Origin of the sequence: Elioraea sp. (genome assembly GCF_022842375.1) — a bacterium.
Classification (GTDB): Bacteria; Pseudomonadota; Alphaproteobacteria; order Acetobacterales; family Acetobacteraceae; genus Elioraea_A.
Genome location: NZ_JALHPR010000026.1, coordinates 1 through 17,959, shown reverse-complemented (window position 1 = coordinate 17,959; position 17,959 = coordinate 1). Strand labels below are relative to the sequence as shown.

Genomic DNA, 17,959 nt, shown 5'->3' with positions numbered 1-17,959 from the left:
GTCAGACGCGCCAGTCAGGCGTGCCGGCGATCAGGCGCGACGCCGCCTCCCACGCCATGTCGCAATGCTCGAGGCTCGCCCCTCCGTTGAACTGCGCGGCGGTCCTGAGCCTCACCTCCTCCGGCGGCAGCACGAGCTTCGCCCCGCCGGCGAGCGCGCTGATCTGCGCCTGGCAGGCACGCTCGAGGTAGTAGATCAGGTTGAACGCCTCGGCGATGCTGCGGCCGGCGACGAGCAGCCCGTGGTTGCGCAGGATCATCGCCTTGTGCTGTCCGAGGTCGCGCACGAGGCGATCACGCTCATCGAGGTCGAGCGCGATGCCCTCGTAGTCGTGGTAGGCGAGGTGGCCGTAGAATTTCAGCGCGTGCTGGCTGATCGGCAGCAGGCCGTGTTCCTGCGCGCTGACGGCGATGCCCGCCTCTGTGTGGGTGTGGATCACGCAGGCCGCATCGTGCCGCGCCATGTGGATTGCGGAATGGATGGTGAAGCCGGCGGCGTTCACGCGGCTCGACGTGCCGGGTGACACGACGTTGCCCTCGAGATCGACCTTCACCAGCGACGACGCCGTGATCTCGTGGAACAGCACGCCATAGGGGTTGATCAGGAAGTGATGCTCTGGCCCCCCGTCGTTCTCACTGGGCACGCGCGCACTGATGTGGGTGTAGATCAGGTCGGTCATGCGATGATGCGCGACGAGGCGGTAGAGGGCCGCGAGGTCGCAGCGCACCTGCCATTCAGCCTCCGAATACGCATCGCCTGGCGCGCGCTGCGCCAGCGGAACGGTGACGTTCACCTGATGATCTCCCAGCGACACTTCGGTCGTTCTTGAATGTTCGGGCCAGGATCAGGGGGCGTCAAGCGCTGCACTGCACGCTAGTCTCACACCCATGACATCACGCGAGAGCCTTGGGCGCCCGGCACCGTCCCTCGATGCCCCGAAGGCGGCACTGGCCGGACTTGCCGCGCTGTTCTCGGGCATCGGCATCGGCAGGTTCGCCTACACCCCGCTACTGCCGGCGCTCGTCACCGCCGGCTGGTTCGGGCCGGGGGAGGCGGCGGCATTCGGTGCGGCGAACCTCGTCGGCTATCTCGCGGGCGCAGCGCTGGCGTTGCCTTCCGCGCGGCTGGCGCCGCTGCCGCTGCTGATGCGGGGGATGATGCTGCTGATCGCGGCATCGATGGCCATCTGCGCGGCGCGGCCGGATGCGATCACCTTCGGCGCGGCGCGCTTTGCCGCCGGTGCGGCGGGCGGGGTGTTGATGGTGCTGGGCCCCCCGGCACTGCTGGGCGCGGTGTCGCCCGCCGTGCGCGGGCGCGTCGGCGGTGTCGTGTTCGGGGGCGTCGGCTGCGGCATCGTCACGGCCTCGGTCGCGCTGCCCTTGCTGCTCGCGCATGGCGTCTCGGCCGCCTGGCTTGGGCTGGCGGCAGGCGCGGTGGCCTGTGCCGCGATCGCCTGGCCGTTCTGGCCGCCGCATGCACCGCCGGCACCGCCGCCCGCCTCGCCGCCGCCGGGGCTCTCGCGCCTCATCTGGGCCTATGCCGTGAATGCCTTCGCGATCGTGCCGCACCTGCTGCTGCTGTCGGACTATGTCGCGCGCTGGCTCGGCCATGGCGTCGGCGTGGGCGCCATCGCGTTTGCGGTCTATGGTGTGGGTGCAGCACTCGGCCCGCTCGTCGGCGGCTATTTCGGCGATCGCATCGGCTTCGCGCGGACGCTCACCATCGCACTCTCGATCCAGGCCGCGGCCATCGTGCTGCCGGCGATGGTGCGCACGCTGCCTGCCGCGTTCGTCTCGGCGCTGCTGGTCGGCGCGCTCACGCCAGGGGTTCCGCCACTGGTGCTCGGGCGCGCGGGGGAGTTGGCCGGCATCGCCGCCGCCGCGCGGTCATGGCGCGCGGCGACGATCGCCTATGCGCTGACGCAGGCGCTCGGCGCATTCGCGGTGGCGGCGGTATTCGCGCGCATCCGCGCCCACCCGCCGCTGTTCGTCGCCGGTGCCGTGTGCGCGCTCGCCTCGCTCGCCATGCTGCCGCGGGCACGGCGCACGGCGTGATGGCGGCGGCTCAGTAGCCCCGCGACGCGTCGAACCGGTTCAGCACCGTTCGATCCGCCTCGAAGGCCGTGATCGCCTCCGCCACGAACCTGGCCCGCGCCGCGCGGTTCGGGAACGAGGCGACGTGGGGCGTCACGAGGATGCGCGGATGCGTCCACACGGGGCTGTCCGCCGGCAGCGGCTCGGTCTCGAACACGTCGAGCGTGGCGCCAGCGATGTGCCCCCCGTCGAGCGCGGCGACCAGGTCGGGGATCACGACATGCGACCCGCGCGCGGCGTTGATGACGCACGCGCCCCGGGGGAGTTTCGCCAGCGTCGCTGCATTCACGATCCCGGCCGTCTCCGGCGTGGCGGCGAGAAGGCAGAGCACGATCTCGGTGCCCGCGAGGAACGCATCGAAACCCGCAGCACCCGCGTGGCTCTCGATGCCCGGGATCGCGCGCGCGCTCCTGCTCCACGCCTTCACGCGGAAGCTGGCATCGCGCAGCGCGAGCGCGGAGGGAAGCCCCAGCGTGCCGAGGCCCATGACGCCGACGGTGCGGTTCGCGGCCTCTGTCGTCTCGTCATCCTCCCACCGCTTCAGGCGCTGGTTGGCGACGAAGCTGTGGAAGCGACGGTGGTGGAAAAACACCGTCGCGAGCGCGAACTCGCGCATCCGCGCGACGGCCTCCGCCGCGCCCATCTTGGCGATCGGGACATGCGCCGGGAGATGCGGATCGGCGGTGAGATGATCGACGCCCGCACCCGACGAAATGATCAGCCTGAGGTTCGGATAGGTGGCCAGCCGCCCGGGCTCCGGCGCCCACAGGAAGGTGTAGGCGACATCCTCCGCCGCTACCGTCGGGTCGTCCCACCAGCGCACGTCGAGTTCGGGCAGCAGAGCGGCGAACAGCGAACGCCATTCCGGCAGCGATGCCTCGCCGCCGGTCTTGACCAGCATGATCATGCGATTTCCCGGATCAGCTTTCGTCTGAGGGCTGCGGTGAATTCGGCACGCGTCGGCGCCGTCTCGACGAATGCGCCGGGGCCGCCGATCACGGTCGTCTCGTAGGAGAGGACAAGGGTCTCGCGGCCCTCGACGATGGCGAGTGCGTTGATCTGGATTCCCCTGGCGACCGCAGCGTCACGCGCCTCCGGGGCTGGCCGGTTGCTCCGCATGTCGCCGGCATCGCCCGAGATGTCGATCACCTTCCGCGTCGGCTCGAGCGGGGCATCGAGGATCAGCGCGGCGCAATGGTCGATCGCATCGCCGATCGCGTTCCAGGACTGCACTGACCGGGGTGCGGCCATGACCGAACGGCCGAAGGCTGCCGCACTCTCCGCGCCCGAAACGATCATCCAGCGCACCATCGTTGCCGCCCCACCCGGCGCGCCCCATTCCACGTAGGCGAGCGCCACGCGCCCGAGCGGGCCGGCGCGGATGCCAGCGAGCACGCGCGCATCGGCCACCGCCTCGGCGATGCCCTCCTTCTGCAGCCGATACTCATCGGCATCGATGCTGCCCGACGCATCCGCCGCGAGCACGAGGGCGACGTCGACCGGCTCCGCCGCGCGGGCGTGCGTGGCGATCAGCAGCGCGGGGGCTGCAAGCAGGGCGCTGCGTCGTGGCGTCATCCGCTCATCCTCGGCCAACAAAGGGCATCTTCGTCGCCATCACGGTCAGGAACGGGATGTTCGCCTCGAGCGGCAGCGAGGCCATGTGCGCGACGGCGCGGCCGACATGCGCGACATCCATCCGCGGCTCCTCCGCGATGCGGCCATCGGCCTGCTTCACGCCCGACGCCATGCGCGTCGTCATCTCCGTGGCCGCATTGCCGATGTCGATCTGGCAGACGGCAATGTCGTACTTCCGGCCGTCAAGGGAGGCGGTCTTGGTCAGGCCCATCACGCCATGCTTGGTGGCGGTGTAGGGCGCGCTGTCGGGGCGCGGCGCGTGCGCGCTGATCGAGCCGTTGTTGATGATGCGCCCGCCCATCGGCGTCTGCGCCTTCATTACGCGGAAGGCCTCCTGCGTGCAGAGGAACACGCCGGTGAGGTTCACATCCACCACCGCCTGCCACTGCTCGAACGGCAGGTCCTCGAGCGGCACGCCGGGCGCGTTCATGCCGGCATTGTTGAATACGAGGTCGACGCGCCCGTAGGCGGCGACGGCGGCGGCGAACAGCGCCTTCACCTCCGCGGGCTTGCTGACGTCCGACGGCACGGCGAGCAGCTTCGCATCGGGTGCCATCGCGATGGTGGCATCAAGCCCGTCCTTGCGGCGGCCGGCGAGCACGACGGCCCAGCCATCGGCCGCGAGCGCGAGCGCCGCCGCCCTGCCAACGCCCGTTCCCGCGCCCGTCACGATTGCCACGCGCATGCTCATGCCCCGGTCCCCTTGCAGTGTGTTGGTTTTTCCTGCCGCAATGTTGGCGGCGCCACCATCTGACCCTGCTCCGCGGCGGCTGGCAACGCCGCGCGGGCGCGTTGGGCAAATGCGATTGCGTTCACCGCCGCTTAACGCCTCGGCTGCTACAGGCGCGCATGGCGTCCTGCCCGATCGCTCCCGGATCAGGATGGTCCCCGTGGCCAGAAGGGCCAGGGGGGTAAGGCATGACGGAAGGCAAGCGCATGCGCCAGAAGGCCGATGACAGCGCCCCGGAGCGGACCCCGGAACGGCAACCCGCCGTCGCCACCGCCGACGCTGCGACCATCGTGACGGATGCGATCGAGGCGGTTCTCGCCCGCGCCGCCGGCTACCTCGATGCGTTCCGCGCCGTCCATCTCCGTGGCCCCTCCGGCACGGGCAAGACGACGCTCTCCCGCCTGCTCGCCCAACGGCTCGGCCGGCCCGTCGTGCTGGCCGAGGGCGACGGGATGCGGGCGCTGATGCTCGCCTGCGCCGAGGGAAGCACGCTCGTGATCGACGGCCCGGCGCCGCCGCCCAGCCTCGCCGGCGTGCTGGGCGAGGGAACGCTTACGCTCGGCGATGGTGCGCTCACGGTGCATCAAGGCTTCCGCGCCATCATCGTCACATCACCCGCCACCCCGCTTCACGATGCGCTGGCGGACCGCGTGATGACGATCGACTGCGACGGGTTCGACCGCGAGACGGAGATCGCCATCGCTGCCGCCGGAAGCGGCCTCAGCGGGACGGAGGTCGCGCGCATCGTCGACATGGTGCGCGACTTCCGCCGGTCCCGCGAATACACGGACCGGCCGAGCCTGCGCTGCTCGATCATGCTCGCCCGGATGGTCGCACTGCTCGGCTGTGCGGTCTCGGCCGAGGACGGCGCCTTCATCGCCCTGGTGCTCGACAGGCTTGGTGCGCGGCTGCGCACGGGGCCGGACGGGCTGCCCGACCCGCGGCACCGGCAGATGCTGATCAAGCTCATCGGCCATTTCTGCGGCACGCACGGCGCAGCGGTGGGGCAGCGCATGCAGGGGATCGCGGCGTGAGCGCGGCGAAGCGGCGCGGCGCGGTGCTCACGGTGCTCGGCGCCGGGCCCGTGGCGCAGGCCGCGCGGATCTCCGCTGCACTGGCGGCAGGGGGCGACATCATCACCGTGCGCAGAGCAGGCGACATTGCTGCCTTCGCCGTGCATGGGCTCTCCTGGCGGCGTGACCGCGGCGCCCTCCGCGCCATGCTCGCGCGCGCTGCCGCGCGCTCGCCATTCCTGCCGGCCGATCCGCGTACCGCTGGCTGCGATGCCGGCGAATGGGCCGGGCTGATCGATGCCTCTGCACCGGTGCTCGCCGCGGCGCTTTCGCGCGAGGGGCAGTTCCAGCAATGGGACATCGCGACGCCACCAGGGGCGGCAGGGGGGCCGGCCAGGATCGCCACGCTGCGCGCCGCACTGTCCACCGACGGCCTCGGCTTCCGCGTCCAGGCGCGCGATGGCAGGCTCGTTCTCTCGGTGCTGCTCCCTGCGGGAAGCGGGCCTCTCGTCGCCGTTTCCGTTGCCGCTTCTGGTTCCGTTGGCATTTCTGGTTCCGTTGGCACTGCTGGCACGCCGCTCACGATCGAGGGGCCGCTGCCGCCGTTGGCCTTCGCCGCGTTCCGGATCGAGGCGGCCGAGCATGCCGCAGTCAGCCGCGCCTGGGCGATGCTCGCGCTGAAGGCGGATGCTGACCGGGGCGAACTCGCGCGGCGCTGGCGCACGCTGGCCTTTGCGCTCGACCCCTCAGGCGAAGGCCGACCGGCCGCGCGTCGCCCGCTGGCCGAGGCGGGGCGCGCCGTCGCGCTGCTGCACGGGCTTGCCGCCGGCCGATCCCGTTTCGCCCGTGAGGACCTGATCGCCTGCTGCGGCACGCGGCTCGCGCTGCCCGCGCCGCGCGATGCGGGTGCGGTCGCTGCCCGGCTGCTGGTGCGCGCATGATCCGTGCCCTCGGTCCTGCCTGGGTCATCGCCGGCGTGCTGGGCCTCGTCTCACTCGGCGCCGCCGCGGCCGCGGTGGTGCTGGGCGAGGGGGCCTCCATCGACCGGCTGGTCGCACTCGGCGCCGTTGCGCTGGCCCTTCTCGCCACCGTCATGGCGCTTGCCGCGGGCCCGCTTGCGCTCGCACCGGGCGAGGCGCTGAAGGCCTCTCTCGCGGGTTCGGCGCGCCAGCCCTGGGGCGCCGAGCGCGAGGATCTCTGGGGCGAGCTGTCCCGTGCCGTCGCTGCCGCGATCGCCCCGGCGCCGCCGCCGCCCGATACGGGGCTGGAGGCGCGCAGGCTTGCCGCCAATCTGGAGCTTACCCTGCGCGAAACCGGCGCCGAGCTTGCCGCGACCCGCGCGGCGATGGCCGATGCTGCCGGGACGTTGAGCGACGCCGCTGCCTCCGGCGGCCGCCTCTCCGCCGTCGCTGCCGAGGCGACGCGCCAGCTGACCGAAGCCGTGCGGCGGACCGATGATGCCACCGGGGCGCTCTCCGTCCTGCCAGCCCTCGCCGCAGAGCAGGCGCGGGTGCTCGAGGCAGCCGCGTCGCGCAGCACCGAGGCCGCCAGCGCGCTCGCCGCCGCCGCAGAGGAGGCGCGGGCGGCCCGCGAGCCGGAAGGCCCGTCGCCGGCGATGCTCGCCTTCGAGGAGGTGCTCGCCCGCGGCGCCGACCAGGCGCGGCGTCTCGACCAGACCATGCCGCTGCTGCTCGAGGCGATCGGGCGCCTGCCGGTCGCGGCGACAAGCCAGGCGCGGCTCGATGCCGCGGCCAGTGAATTCAGCCGCCTTGTTGGCAGCTTCGAGCTCGGGCTCGACCGGCTCTGTGCGACGACGCGTGATATCGCTGCCGCAGGCGAGGGCATGGCACCGCCCGACTTCGCCGCCATCCTTTCGCCGTCGATCGCGCGGCTCGAGGGGCTTGCCGGGCAGGTCGAGGGAACGGCGCGCGAGGCGGCCGATGCCGCGGTCACGCGCGTCTGCGACATCGCCGAGGTGATGGCGATCGAGGCTTCGTGGCGGGCCGGCGAGGCGGCGGCGGAAGCCGCGCGCCGGATCGATGCGGCAGCCACGGCATTGAAGGACGACGCCGGCGCGGTGGCCGGCAGGATCGGGGCCGAGCTCGACCCGCTGATCGCTGCCCTCGGCATGGCGCAGGAGGAGGGCGAGCGTGCGGCCGCCGCAGCGCTCGCGCGGATCGAGGCGCCGCTGGCCGGCCACCTTGCGGCTGTCATGCCGGTGGCCGAGCGGCTGGATGCCGCGACCGAGCGCCTCTCCCAGGGCCTCGCCGCTTCGGCCGAGGCGGCCGAGGCTGGGCGGGCGGCAGCCGATGCGATGTCGGAACGGACGGAGGCGACGATCGCGGCGCTGTCCGCCGTGACGGCCACGCTCGAGAACACGGTCGCCGCACTCACGGCACCACCGCCGGAGCTGCCCGTGAGCGGCGACGAGCCGCTCGACAGCGTGGCGGAGCGGCTGCTCGCGGAACTCGGCGGCGATGACGACGCGCCAGCACCCGTGTTTCGCGAAAGCCTCGACGAGACGATCAGGCGGCTCCAGGCAGCGGTCGGCGCGATGGCACCCCAGATCGCGTCCAGGCGGTAGCGTCAGCGGCCGCCGCGCTGGAATCGCACGGCTTCTTCCGCCGCGCGGATGAGCGCGCGGGCCTTCTGCCGCGTCTCCTCGTATTCGGCCTTGGGATCGCTGTCGGCCACCACGCCCGCTCCGGCCTGGACGTAGAGCGTGCCGTCCTTCACCACGGCGGTGCGAAGCCCGATGCAGGTGTCCATGTTCCCCTTCGCATCGAAATAGCCGATGCAGCCGGCATAGATGCCGCGACGCTCGGGCTCCAGTTCCTCGATGATCTCCATTGCGCGCACCTTGGGCGCACCCGAGAGCGTGCCGGCGGGGAAGCCTGCGGTGAGCGCATCGATCGCATCGAGCCCGTCGCGCAGCTTGCCCTCGACCGTCGAGGAGATGTGCATGACGTGGCTGTAGCGCTCGACGACGAACTGCTCCGTCACCTTCACGCTGCCGATCGCGGCAACGCGGCCGACATCGTTCCGCCCGAGGTCGAGCAGCATCAGGTGCTCGGCCCTCTCCTTCGGATCGGCCAGCAGGTCCTGCTCGAGCTGCTCGTCCTCCTCGCGCGTGGCACCCCGCCTGCGGGTGCCGGCGAGCGGGCGGATCGTGACGATGCCGTCGCGCAGCCGCACCATGATCTCGGGGGATGAGCCGACGATGGCGAAGCCGCCGAAATCGAGGAAGAACAGGAACGGCGAGGGGTTCAGCCGCCGCAGCGAGCGGTAGAGCGCGAAGGGGGGCAGCGCGAAGGGAACGCGGAACCGCTGCGACGGCACGACCTGGAACACGTCTCCCGCCCGGATGTACTCCTTCGCCCGCTCGACCGCCGCGATGTAGCCCTCCTCCGACATGTTGCTCTCGACCGTACCGAGGTCGGGGCTCGGCCCAGGCACCGAGGGCGGCGGTGGCAGGGGGCGGGCGAGGGCGGCCGACGCCGCCGTGAGGCGGGCTTCGGCGGCGGCGATGGCGGTCTCGGCATCGATGCCCGGCTCGGGGCGGATGGTGGTGGCGAAGGTGAGGGTATCGGCCACCGTATCGAATACCGCGACGATGGTCGGCCGCATCATGATGCCGTCGGGAACGCCCAAGGGATCGGGGTTCGTCTCGGGGATGCGCTCGATGCGGCGGACGAAATCGTAGGCGAGGTAGCCGACGATGCCGGCTGCCATCGGCGGCAGGTGCGGCGGCACCTCGACGCGGGCGGAGTGGCTGAGCGCGCGCAGGCTTTCGAGGGCGCCGACAGGCTCTGGCCGCCAGCCATTCGGGTCGGTCAGCGCGAAGCGGTTGATCTCGGCCACATCGCCGCGGCAGCGCCAGATCAGGTCAGGGTCGAGCGCGATGATGGAGTAGCGGCCGCGCTTGGCCCCGCCCTCGACGCTCTCCAGCAGCACCGCGTTGGGGCGGCCGCCCGCGAGCTTGATGAAGGCCGAGACGGGCGTCTCGAGGTCGCTGACCGTCGTGGTCCAGAGAAGCTGCGGCCGCCCCTCGGCATAGGCCACGCGGACGGCGGCCGGGTCGTGACGCTCGGTCACGGATCGGTGCCGATCATGAGGTCGAGCGCGCGGGCATTGATGGTCGGCCGGGATGCCGCCTGGATCGCCTGGGCGAACTGCGCCTCGAGGTCATCCGCCATGCCGGCGGCGATGGCAGCGCGCACGGGGGCGAGCCTGTCGGCTGCCGTCACGTCGGGCTTGGTGATGCTGCCGACCGCGACGACGATGAAGGACTGGTTTGCCTCGATCATCGTGGCCTCTCCCTCGGCCATGCCGAAGATGGCCTGCAGAAGCTGGGGCGGCGGCGTGCCCGCGCCGCGTGAATTGCGCAGGAACGGCCCGATGCGCCGCGGCGTCCAGCCCTGCGCGGTGGCTGCCGCCTCGAACGGCGTGCCGCCCTGCACGGCGGCGAGAAGCTGCGCTGCCTGGCCTTCCATCGCGCGGCGACGCTCGGCGTTCTCCCAGGCCGTCTTCACCTCGGCCGCGATGCTCTCGAACGGGCGCAGTGCCGGCTGGGTGATGTCCTCCACGCGGGTGGCGAAGAAATTCGACCCCTCCGCCTCGACCAGCCGACTCGTCGTGCCGACCTGGGTGCCGAATACCGAATCGACGATCGGCCGCGCCATCGCGCCGAGGTCGAGCGGCGCGCCATCGGGGCCACGGCCGTCACCGTCCATCGCGGCGATCTCGGTGAAGCCAAGCGCGTGGCGGCGCGCCACCTCGGCGAGCGGGATGCCCTCGGCGATGCTGTCCTCGACGCGGTTGGCGACGGTGTAGATGCGCTCGGCCGCGAGCTCGCGCGCGACCTCCCCGGCGAGTTCCTCGCGCACGCTGGCGAACGCGCGCGTCTGGCCCGCCGCGATCGCGGTGACGCGCAGCACGTGCCAGCCGAAATCGCTTCGCACTGGATCGGTCACGGCCCCTTCGGCGGCGTCGAAGGCGGCGGCGGCGATCGCCGCATCCGGCAGGTCCTCGCGCGAGACGGTGCCCAGCGCAGCGGCTGACCCGCCCGCGCTGCCGGCCTGCGCCTCGATGGCGGCGAAGTCGAGCCCGCCGCGCCAGGCCTGGGCAAGGCTGCGCGCGAGGATCTCGTCATTGACCAGCGCCTGCTCGATCGTGCGCCGCTCGGGCAGCACGTATTCCGCCCGGCGTGCGTCATAGGCGGCACGGAGCTGGTCCTCGGTCGGGGTGATCTCGCGCGCGACCTGCTCGACCGTCAGCGTCAGCAGCTGGAAGCGGCGGTATTCCGGGGCGGTGAAGCGGGCTGCCTCGTTGGCGTGGAAGCGACGAAGCTGCTCCTCGGAGGGCTCCGGCGGGGCGGCGGCGGCGATGAAGCGCATCTCCACCACCCGCGCGTCGCGCTGCTCGCCCTGGAAGGCGAGGATGGGAACGGCCATTGCCGACGGCCCCGCGGCGCCGGCGCGCACGGCCATCAATACCTGCTGGCGCGCGATGTCGCCGCGCAGGAGGAGCAGGAAGCGCGCCTCGGAGAGGCCGGCATTGCGCAGGAAGCTGTCGAACGCAACGCGATTGAAGCTGCCGTCGAGGCCGCGGAACGGCTCGGCGGTGAAGATGAACTGCCTGAGCGCCTCATCGGTGACGGCGACGCCGCGCGCAGCGGCTTCCTCGGCGATGGCGGTCAGCGTGATCAGCCGGTTCACCGCATCCTCGGCGATACGCCGGCGGAGCGGGGCGACGGGCTCGAAATTGCCGCCGAAGCTGCGCTGCAGTTGGGTGAGGTCGCGCCGGTAGGCTTCCGTCGCCTCCTCGACCGAGATGCTGCGGCCGCCGACGGTCGCGACCGACGAGGGCGCGCCGCCGCCGCCGACGAAGTCGCCAACGCCCCAGACGGCGAAGGACAGGATCAGCAGGACGAACAGCCCCTTGGCGACCCAGGAGTTCAGCCATCCGCGCAGTGCGCCAAGCATCGAGGGATGTCCTTGTCGAAACCCTTGCCGAGGCGGCGGACCATAGGGGAGGGGCGGGCGAGGGGCAACGCGCGCGGTTCTCACGCCGGTTCCCAAGCCGCACGAGGAGCGCTAGGAACCGTCACGCACGCCAGGGAGGGCCGCATGGGCAAGGCAGTGATCGCCGGCAACTGGAAGATGAACGGGGTGGGCGCCGCCGCCGAGCAGCTGGCCTGCGACGTGCGCGACGGCGCCTGGTCGCTCAGGGATCGCGCCGAGATCATCATCTGCCCGCCGGCGACGGTTCTCACCCGCATCGCCAAGGCCATGGAGGGCGGGCCGGTGATGGTGGGCGGCCAGGACTGCCATGCCAAGGTCGAGGGCGCGCATACCGGCGACATCTCGGCCGAGATGCTGAAGGACGCCGGTGCGACCCACGTCATCGTCGGCCATTCCGAGCGCCGCACCGACCATGGCGAGACCAACGCGATCGTGGAGGCCAAGGCGCGGATGGCGATGAACTGGGGGCTCAGGCCCATCCTCTGCATCGGCGAGACGCTGGCCCAGCGCGAGAAGGGCAGGGCCCGCGAGATCGTGCAGGACCAGGTGTTCAACTCCATCCCGCACGAATTCGAGGAGGCGGGGGGGATCGTCGCCTACGAGCCGGTCTGGGCCATCGGCACGGGAAAGACAGCCTCGGTGGAGGAGATCGCCGAGATGCACCATTACATCCGGTGGCTGCTCGGCAACCGGCAGATGGGGGCGGTGCCCATCCTCTACGGCGGCAGCGTGAAGCCGGCCATTGCCGCGTCGATCCTGGCCATTCCCGAGGTCGGCGGCGCGCTGGTGGGCGGGGCGAGCCTGGTGGCGTCGGATTTCCTCGCCATCGCCGCCGCCGCCCCGGTCCCGGCCGCGTGACGAACCCCTTCTCCTCCGCTCGGGGGTGGCGCCCGGCCCGCGATGCCTGTATGACCCCCCCTTTCCACGACACTGATGGCCGAGGCCCATGACCACCGTTCTCCTGGTGATCCACCTGCTCGTGACGATCGCACTGATCATCGTCGTGCTGCTCCAGCGCAGCGAGGGCGGGGGGTTGGGCATTGGCTCGTCCAGCGGCGGCATGGGCAGCTTCATGTCCGGCCGCGGCACCGCCAACCTGCTGACGCGCGCGACCGCCATCCTCGGGACGATCTTCTTCGCCCTGTCGCTGGCCCTCGCCCTGCTGAACCAGGGCACCCGGCAGCCGCGCTCGCTGCTCGATTCGCCGCCTGCCGCGACGGCCCCTGCCGTTCCGGCCACCCCCGCGGCACCCGCCGCGCCGGCCGTTCCGACCAACTAGATCAAGGCGTAGCCGTGTTGTGCCGTGAGAGGCGGTTGAGCCGCATGACCATGCACGCGTATGGTGTCCGCCCATGACGCGATACGTGTTCATCACGGGCGGCGTGGTCTCCTCCCTCGGCAAGGGAATTGCCTCCGCGGCCCTCGGCGCGCTCCTCCAGGCCCGCGGCTTCCGCGTCCGGTTGCGCAAGCTCGACCCCTACCTCAACGTCGACCCGGGGACGATGAGCCCCTACCAGCATGGCGAGGTCTACGTCACCGATGACGGGGCGGAGACTGACCTCGACCTCGGCCATTACGAGCGGTTCACCGGCGTTGGCGCGACCAAGGCCGACAACGCGACGACGGGGCGCATCTACGCCAACGTGATCGCCAAGGAGCGGCGGGGCGACTACCTCGGCGCCACCGTTCAGGTGATTCCGCACGTGACCGACGCGATCAAGGCCGCGATCACGGCGCCGACCGCGGAAGAGGGCGGCGAGGCGGCCGATTTCGTGCTTGCCGAGATCGGCGGCACGGTCGGTGACATCGAGAGCCTGCCCTTCCTCGAGGCGATCCGCCAGCTCGGCAACGAGCTTGGGTCGGAGCATGTGCTGTTCGTGCATCTGACGCTCGTGCCGTGGATTCCCTCGGCCGGCGAGCTCAAGACCAAGCCGACGCAGCACTCGGTGAAGGAGCTGCTGAACGTCGGCATCCAGCCGCAGATCCTCCTCTGCCGCTGCGACCGCCCGATCCCGGACGGGGAGCGGCGGAAGATCGCGCTGTTCTGCAACGTGCGGCAGGAGGCGGTGATCCCCGCGCTCGACGTCGACACGATCTATGCCGTTCCCGGCAGCTACCACCGCGAGGGGCTCGACCGCGAGGTGCTGCGCCATTTCGGCCTGCCCTACGAGACAGAGCCCGAGATCGAGCCGTGGGAGAAGATCGTCGACATCATCCGCGCCCCTGAGGGCGAGGTGACGATCGCGGTGGTGGGCAAGTACACGAACCTGCTCGACAGCTACAAGTCGCTCGCCGAGGCGCTGGCCCATGGCGGCATCGCCAACCAGGTGCGCGTGAAGCTCGACTGGGTGGACAGCCAGATCTTCGAGAGCCCCGGCGCGATCCACCGCCTCGAGGGCGTGCACGGTATCCTCGTGCCGGGCGGGTTCGGCGAGCGTGGCACCGAGGGCAAGATCGAGGCGGTGCGGTTCGCGCGCGAGCGCAAGCTGCCCTTCTTCGGCATCTGCTTCGGCATGCAGATGGCGGTGATCGAGGCGGCGCGGAACCTCGCTGGCCTCGCGGGGGCGTCCTCGACCGAGTTCGGGGCGTGCAGCCACCCCGTCGTCGGCCTGCTCACCGAGTGGACGAAGGGCAACGCGATCGAGCGTCGCGACGAGAACGGCGACCTGGGCGGCACGATGCGGCTCGGCGCCTTCCCGTGCGTGCTGCAGCCTGGCTCGCTGGTCCGCCGGATCTACGAATCGGCACGGATCAGCGAGCGTCATCGCCACCGCTACGAGGTGAACATCCGCTACAAACCCATGCTTGAAGAGCGCGGCCTGCTGTTCTCCGGCATGAGCCCCGATGCGACCCTGCCCGAGATCGTGGAGTTGCCCGACCATCCGTGGTTCGTCGGGGTGCAGTTCCACCCGGAGCTGAAATCCCGCCCGCTCGAGCCGCACCCGCTGTTCGCCAGCTTCGTGCGCGCCGCCCTCGAGCAGAGCAGGCTGGTGTGATGGAGGTCGTTCTCACCCCGATCGGGTACGTCCGCTCGACCCGCAAGGAGGCGACGGACGATGGCTGGGATGCGGAGCTCGTCTCCATCGCCCTCGACGCCGCGCGGTTCGGGCCGGATGCGCTGGCGGGTGTCGACAGCTTCTCGCATGTCGAGGTGATCTTTCTTTGCCATCTCGTGGACGCGGCGAAGGTGGAAACGGGCGCGCGCCACCCGCGCGGCAACCCCGACTGGCCGCGCGTCGGCATCTTCGCGCAGCGGGGCAAGGACAGGCCGAACCGCCTCGCCTCGACCGTCTGCCGCGTGCTGCGCGTCGAAGGGACGGTGCTGCACGTCGCCGGGCTGGACGCGATCGACGGCACGCCCGTTCTCGACATCAAGCCGTGGATGGACGGGTTCTCGCCCCGCGGCATGCGCCGCCAGCCGGCCTGGGCGGATGCGATCATGCAGGATTACTGGTCGTGAGCGTTGCCGTCGGCGATCTCGCCATCGGCAATGACCGCCCGCTCGTCCTGATCACCGGCCCCTGCCAGATCGAGAGCCGCGACCATGCGGTGATGATGGCATCCGCGCTGAAGGAGATGGCGGGCAAGGCGGGCATCGGGCTGATCTTCAAGGCGTCGTTCGACAAGGCCAACCGCACGAGCCTTTCCGGCGCGCGCGGCATCGGCATGGAGAAGGGGCTGGCGATCCTGGCCGGCATCCGCGAAAGCCTCGGCCTGCCGGTGTTGACCGACGTGCACGACATCGACCAGTGCAAGCCGGCCGCCGAGGCGGTGGACGTTCTGCAGATCCCTGCCTTCCTCTGCCGGCAGACCGACCTGCTGATCGCGGCCGGCGAGACCGGGGCTGCGGTGAACATCAAGAAGGGCCAGTTCCTGGCGCCATGGGATATGGCCAACGTGGCGGCCAAGGTGGCGAGCACGGGCAACACCCGCATCCTGCTGACCGAGCGTGGTGCGAGCTTCGGCTACAACACGCTGGTCGCCGACATGCGCTCACTCCCCATCATGGCGGGAACGGGCTACCCGGTGGTGATGGATGCCACGCACGCCGTGCAGGCACCCGGTGGCCTTGGCGGGGCGTCAGGCGGTCAGCGCGAGATGGCGCCCGTGCTCGCCCGCGCGGCGGTGGCGGTGGGCATCGCCGCCGTGTTCATCGAGTGCCACGAGGACCCTGACCGCGCACCCTCCGACGGGCCGGTGATGCAGCGGCTGGACGCGATGCCTGCCCTGCTCGACCGCCTGGTGGCGCTGGATCGTCTGGCGAAGGCGTAGGCTCGCGCACCTGCTTCGCAACGCCGTGTTCGAGCGCGGCGATGGCCACCACCGCATCCAGCCCGTCGAGCTTTCCGCGCGTGATCGCGTGTCCTTCGGCGGCCAGCAGCACGGCCTGCCGCGACCCGCGCGGGCCTGAGAGCAGCGCGCCATCGGCCGCGACCGCGCGGTGCCAGGGGAACGCCTCGTCCTCGCCGCCCGCGTGCGTGGCGAGGATGTAGGCCGCGTGGCGCGGGGCGATGTCGAGATGCGAACCGATCGCCGCGAAGGTCACCACAGCGCACTCAGGCACCGCGCGGATGATCGCGAGGATGTCGGCCTTGATGCGGGCGAAGGCGTCGGAGCGCGGCATGGGCGGCAGGGTAGCCCGACCGATCGAGGCGGATCGAGGGCGAAGCGCGCCGCGCAACGCGCCGGTCGCCCGCGCCCATTGACCGATTGACCGCCTCCTTCATGACGGATATCAAATTCTCGCTTGGGGCGCTTCAATCCGGGGGAAATACAGTGACATCTCGATTCCTGGCGGTCGCCATGACGGCGGCTGTCGTGGCGTGCCTCGCTCCCGGAAAAGCCGAGGCCAGCCTCATCGGTCAGCAATTCTCGGCAAAGTATGTGTTTCCCAGTTTTGAACGGGAATTCGACACTCCCACGTTCACCGTCGGCGCAGGGACGGAAACCTCCATGGAGGCCTGGCCCGGTTTCATACGGATTGATGTGGACGTGTCCGCGGACGCGCTGCTCATGACCGCCGTCCCGCTGCGGACCAGCCCCATGACTCGGACGTTCTTTCAAAGTCTGTTCGTGTTCGAGGCAACGTCGCCGCACGGCATCACGGGCTTTGCGCTGGCCGGTGCGTCCAGGGCTGGGTTCGATCTGTCCGATATCGAGATCACTGCCACGCAGATCCGGATCACGATGACGGACTTGTTCCTCAACTTCGATCCCCCGATCAACGAGAACGAAAGGCTGCCCTTCGGCGTCAGCTTTACCTTTGCCGCGCCGCCGCCGCCCGGCACCCCCGTGCCCGAGCCCGCCTCGCTCGCGCTGCTCGGCGCCGGCCTGTTCGGGCTTGCCGCCGTGCGCAGGCGCCGGCGCACGACGCTCGCCTGATCAGATACGCCTGATCACCCCCGCCTGATCGCCGATCAGGCGGGTCTCCGCCCCGCGCAACCGGCAGTGGCGCGAACGGGCAGGACGCGCGATCCCCCTGACCGTCCCGCCGGAGGCGCCACCGCCCTCCGGGGCTGGGCTGATCGCGTTCTACTGGCATTTCGTGCGCCAGGCGCGCGGACCCTTCGCGGCGCTGTTCGCGGCGGCCTTCACGGTCGCGCTGCTCGACACGCTGATCCCGCTGTTCATGGGCCGCGTCGTCACCCTGCTCGCCCGCCACACCACCGAAACGTTGTTCGCCGCCGTGTGGCCGGAGCTTCTCGGGATGGCGGCGGTGCTGATGCTGCTGCGCCCCGCGGCACTCGTGACGCAGGGGGGCTGCTCGCCAACCAGGTGATCGCGCCCATTGACCGATTGACCGCCTCCTTCACGACGGAGATCGATTCCTCGCTGGGGCTCTTTGATCTGGGGGAATACCATGGGATCTCGATTGCTAGCGGTCGCCATAACGGCGGCTGTCGTGGCCTGCTTCACTCCCGGAAAAGCCGAGGCCAGCCTCATCGGCCAGGGTTTCTCCGCAAAGCGTGTGTTTCCCTCCGGCGAGGTGCCATTCAACCCTGGCACGTTCACCGTCGGCGCAGGGACGGAAACGGGCCTCGACGCACTCCCGGGTGTGATTCGGTTCGACGTGGACATGTCGGCCGATTCGCTCCTCATGACCCCCGTCCCGGTGTCGACCGCTGAATTCAGCGTCACGTTCGACCCCCCGTCGTTCAACGGTTTCGTGTTCGAGGCAACGGCGCCGCACGGGATCACTGGCGTTGCGCTGGCCGGTGCGTCGAAGGCTGGGTTCGACCTGTCTGATGTCGCGATCACTGCCACGCAGATCCGGATCGACATGTCCGGCTTATCCTTCAACTTCACGCAACCCGTGGACGAGAACGAAAGGCTGCCCTTCGGCGTCAGCTTCACCTTTGCCGCGCCGCCGCCGCCCGGCACCCCCGTGCCCGAGCCCGCCTCGCTCGCGCTGCTCGGCGCCGGCCTGTTCGGGCTTGCCGCCGTGCGCAGGCGCCGGCGCGCGAC

Annotated in this window: 17 protein-coding genes and 1 pseudogene; 12 read left to right on the top strand and 6 right to left on the bottom strand. The window is 70.8% G+C overall.

All coding sequences use genetic code 11. From position 1 onward, the window contains the following. Position 1: 1 nt before the first annotated feature. Positions 2 to 793, bottom strand: a complete 792-nt coding sequence (locus Q0C38_RS18255; RefSeq protein ID WP_291298557.1) for a class II aldolase/adducin family protein — start codon at positions 791 to 793, stop codon at positions 2 to 4. A gap of 94 nt (positions 794 to 887) precedes the next feature. On the opposite strand from Q0C38_RS18255, the gene Q0C38_RS18250 reads away from it, so the two are divergent. After that, on the top strand, positions 888 to 2,054 hold the full coding sequence (locus Q0C38_RS18250; RefSeq protein ID WP_291298556.1) for a YbfB/YjiJ family MFS transporter: 1,167 nt from the start codon (positions 888 to 890) through the stop codon (positions 2,052 to 2,054). Positions 2,055 to 2,064: 10 nt separating this feature from the next. Here the strand turns inward: Q0C38_RS18250 and Q0C38_RS18245 are convergent, their stop codons facing one another. Genes Q0C38_RS18245 through Q0C38_RS18235 form a run of 3 tightly spaced genes read right to left on the bottom strand, consistent with a single transcriptional unit; the run spans position 2,065 to position 4,419 of the window. Next, positions 2,065 to 3,000: a glyoxylate/hydroxypyruvate reductase A gene (locus tag Q0C38_RS18245; RefSeq protein WP_291298555.1), complete on the bottom strand. Its 936-nt coding sequence runs from the start codon at positions 2,998 to 3,000 to the stop codon at positions 2,065 to 2,067. Further along, positions 2,997 to 3,668, bottom strand: coding sequence for a DUF1194 domain-containing protein (locus Q0C38_RS18240; RefSeq protein WP_291298554.1), 672 nt, complete (start codon positions 3,666 to 3,668; stop codon positions 2,997 to 2,999). Before Q0C38_RS18240 ends, Q0C38_RS18245 begins: the two co-directional genes overlap by 4 nt. Before the next feature lie 4 nt (positions 3,669 to 3,672). Continuing rightward, positions 3,673 to 4,419 carry an SDR family oxidoreductase gene (locus tag Q0C38_RS18235; protein ID WP_291298553.1) on the bottom strand — a complete coding sequence of 249 codons (747 nt, stop codon included), beginning with the start codon at positions 4,417 to 4,419 and terminating at the stop codon, positions 3,673 to 3,675. A 227-nt stretch (positions 4,420 to 4,646) separates the two neighbouring features. On the opposite strand from Q0C38_RS18235, the gene Q0C38_RS18230 reads away from it, so the two are divergent. From Q0C38_RS18230 to Q0C38_RS18220, 3 genes are read left to right on the top strand one after another with little or no spacing between them, the layout of a single operon-like run. Next, on the top strand, positions 4,647 to 5,492 hold the full coding sequence (locus Q0C38_RS18230; protein WP_291298552.1) for a hypothetical protein: 846 nt from the start codon (positions 4,647 to 4,649) through the stop codon (positions 5,490 to 5,492). Then, positions 5,489 to 6,412 (top strand): hypothetical protein, encoded by a 924-nt coding sequence (locus Q0C38_RS18225; protein WP_291298551.1) that lies wholly within the window; start codon positions 5,489 to 5,491, stop codon positions 6,410 to 6,412. Before Q0C38_RS18230 ends, Q0C38_RS18225 begins: the two co-directional genes overlap by 4 nt. Further along, positions 6,409 to 8,055: a hypothetical protein gene (locus Q0C38_RS18220; RefSeq protein WP_291298550.1), complete on the top strand. Its 1,647-nt coding sequence runs from the start codon at positions 6,409 to 6,411 to the stop codon at positions 8,053 to 8,055. Before Q0C38_RS18225 ends, Q0C38_RS18220 begins: the two co-directional genes overlap by 4 nt. Positions 8,056 to 8,057: 2 nt before the next feature. On the opposite strand, the gene trpE is transcribed toward Q0C38_RS18220, so the two are convergent. Both trpE and Q0C38_RS18210 read right to left on the bottom strand, forming a co-directional pair. Then, complete coding sequence (trpE, locus tag Q0C38_RS18215; protein ID WP_291298549.1) at positions 8,058 to 9,566, bottom strand: anthranilate synthase component I; 1,509 nt, start codon at positions 9,564 to 9,566, stop codon at positions 8,058 to 8,060. Next, positions 9,563 to 11,455, bottom strand: a complete 1,893-nt coding sequence (locus Q0C38_RS18210) for a peptidylprolyl isomerase (RefSeq protein WP_291298548.1) — start codon at positions 11,453 to 11,455, stop codon at positions 9,563 to 9,565. The genes trpE and Q0C38_RS18210 overlap by 4 nt, the downstream gene beginning before the upstream one ends. A 144-nt stretch (positions 11,456 to 11,599) precedes the next feature. Here Q0C38_RS18210 and tpiA point away from each other — a divergent pair, with 144 nt between their 5' ends. The 8 genes and pseudogenes from tpiA to Q0C38_RS18165 form a co-directional block, all read left to right on the top strand. Beyond that, the gene (gene tpiA, locus Q0C38_RS18205; RefSeq protein ID WP_291298547.1) at positions 11,600 to 12,352 is read left to right on the top strand and encodes a triose-phosphate isomerase; all 753 of its coding nucleotides are present in this window, start codon (positions 11,600 to 11,602) and stop codon (positions 12,350 to 12,352) included. A gap of 88 nt (positions 12,353 to 12,440) precedes the next feature. Then, positions 12,441 to 12,773, top strand: a complete 333-nt coding sequence (gene secG, locus Q0C38_RS18200) for a preprotein translocase subunit SecG (RefSeq protein WP_291298546.1) — start codon at positions 12,441 to 12,443, stop codon at positions 12,771 to 12,773. A 73-nt stretch (positions 12,774 to 12,846) separates the two neighbouring features. Continuing rightward, positions 12,847 to 14,490 (top strand): CTP synthase, encoded by a 1,644-nt coding sequence (locus Q0C38_RS18195; protein ID WP_291298545.1) that lies wholly within the window; start codon positions 12,847 to 12,849, stop codon positions 14,488 to 14,490. After that, positions 14,490 to 14,954, top strand: coding sequence for an SAM-dependent methyltransferase (locus Q0C38_RS18190; RefSeq protein WP_291298544.1), 465 nt, complete (start codon positions 14,490 to 14,492; stop codon positions 14,952 to 14,954). The genes Q0C38_RS18195 and Q0C38_RS18190 overlap by 1 nt, the downstream gene beginning before the upstream one ends. Further along, on the top strand, positions 14,951 to 15,766 hold the full coding sequence (gene kdsA, locus Q0C38_RS18185) for a 3-deoxy-8-phosphooctulonate synthase (RefSeq protein ID WP_291298543.1): 816 nt from the start codon (positions 14,951 to 14,953) through the stop codon (positions 15,764 to 15,766). The genes Q0C38_RS18190 and kdsA overlap by 4 nt, the downstream gene beginning before the upstream one ends. 1,011 nt (positions 15,767 to 16,777) lie before the next feature. Next, positions 16,778 to 16,876 (top strand): annotated as a pseudogene (locus Q0C38_RS23335) (PEP-CTERM sorting domain-containing protein); the annotation flags it as partial. A gap of 163 nt (positions 16,877 to 17,039) precedes the next feature. Further along, the gene (locus Q0C38_RS18170) at positions 17,040 to 17,273 is read left to right on the top strand and encodes a hypothetical protein (RefSeq protein ID WP_291298541.1); all 234 of its coding nucleotides are present in this window, start codon (positions 17,040 to 17,042) and stop codon (positions 17,271 to 17,273) included. A gap of 93 nt (positions 17,274 to 17,366) precedes the next feature. Beyond that, the coding region (locus Q0C38_RS18165; protein ID WP_291298540.1) for a PEP-CTERM sorting domain-containing protein at positions 17,367 to 17,959 on the top strand (593 nt) is incomplete at its 3' end.

What these genes read in the sequence shown, in the direction of transcription:
- Q0C38_RS18240 (WP_291298554.1), bottom strand. Translation starts at nt 3,668, where the DNA reads ATGACGCCACGACGCAGCGCCCTGCTTGCAGCCCCCGCGCTGCTGATC.
- Q0C38_RS18250 (WP_291298556.1), top strand. Translation starts at nt 888, where the DNA reads ATGACATCACGCGAGAGCCTTGGGCGCCCGGCACCGTCCCTCGATGCC.
- Q0C38_RS18220 (WP_291298550.1), top strand. Translation starts at nt 6,409, where the DNA reads ATGATCCGTGCCCTCGGTCCTGCCTGGGTCATCGCCGGCGTGCTGGGC.
- Q0C38_RS18190 (WP_291298544.1), top strand. Translation starts at nt 14,490, where the DNA reads ATGGAGGTCGTTCTCACCCCGATCGGGTACGTCCGCTCGACCCGCAAG.
- Q0C38_RS18245 (WP_291298555.1), bottom strand. Translation starts at nt 3,000, where the DNA reads ATGATCATGCTGGTCAAGACCGGCGGCGAGGCATCGCTGCCGGAATGG.
- Q0C38_RS18230 (WP_291298552.1), top strand. Translation starts at nt 4,647, where the DNA reads ATGACGGAAGGCAAGCGCATGCGCCAGAAGGCCGATGACAGCGCCCCG.
- tpiA (WP_291298547.1), top strand. Translation starts at nt 11,600, where the DNA reads ATGGGCAAGGCAGTGATCGCCGGCAACTGGAAGATGAACGGGGTGGGC.
- secG (WP_291298546.1), top strand. Translation starts at nt 12,441, where the DNA reads ATGACCACCGTTCTCCTGGTGATCCACCTGCTCGTGACGATCGCACTG.
- Q0C38_RS18210 (WP_291298548.1), bottom strand. Translation starts at nt 11,455, where the DNA reads ATGCTTGGCGCACTGCGCGGATGGCTGAACTCCTGGGTCGCCAAGGGG.
- Q0C38_RS18195 (WP_291298545.1), top strand. Translation starts at nt 12,847, where the DNA reads ATGACGCGATACGTGTTCATCACGGGCGGCGTGGTCTCCTCCCTCGGC.
- Q0C38_RS18235 (WP_291298553.1), bottom strand. Translation starts at nt 4,419, where the DNA reads ATGAGCATGCGCGTGGCAATCGTGACGGGCGCGGGAACGGGCGTTGGC.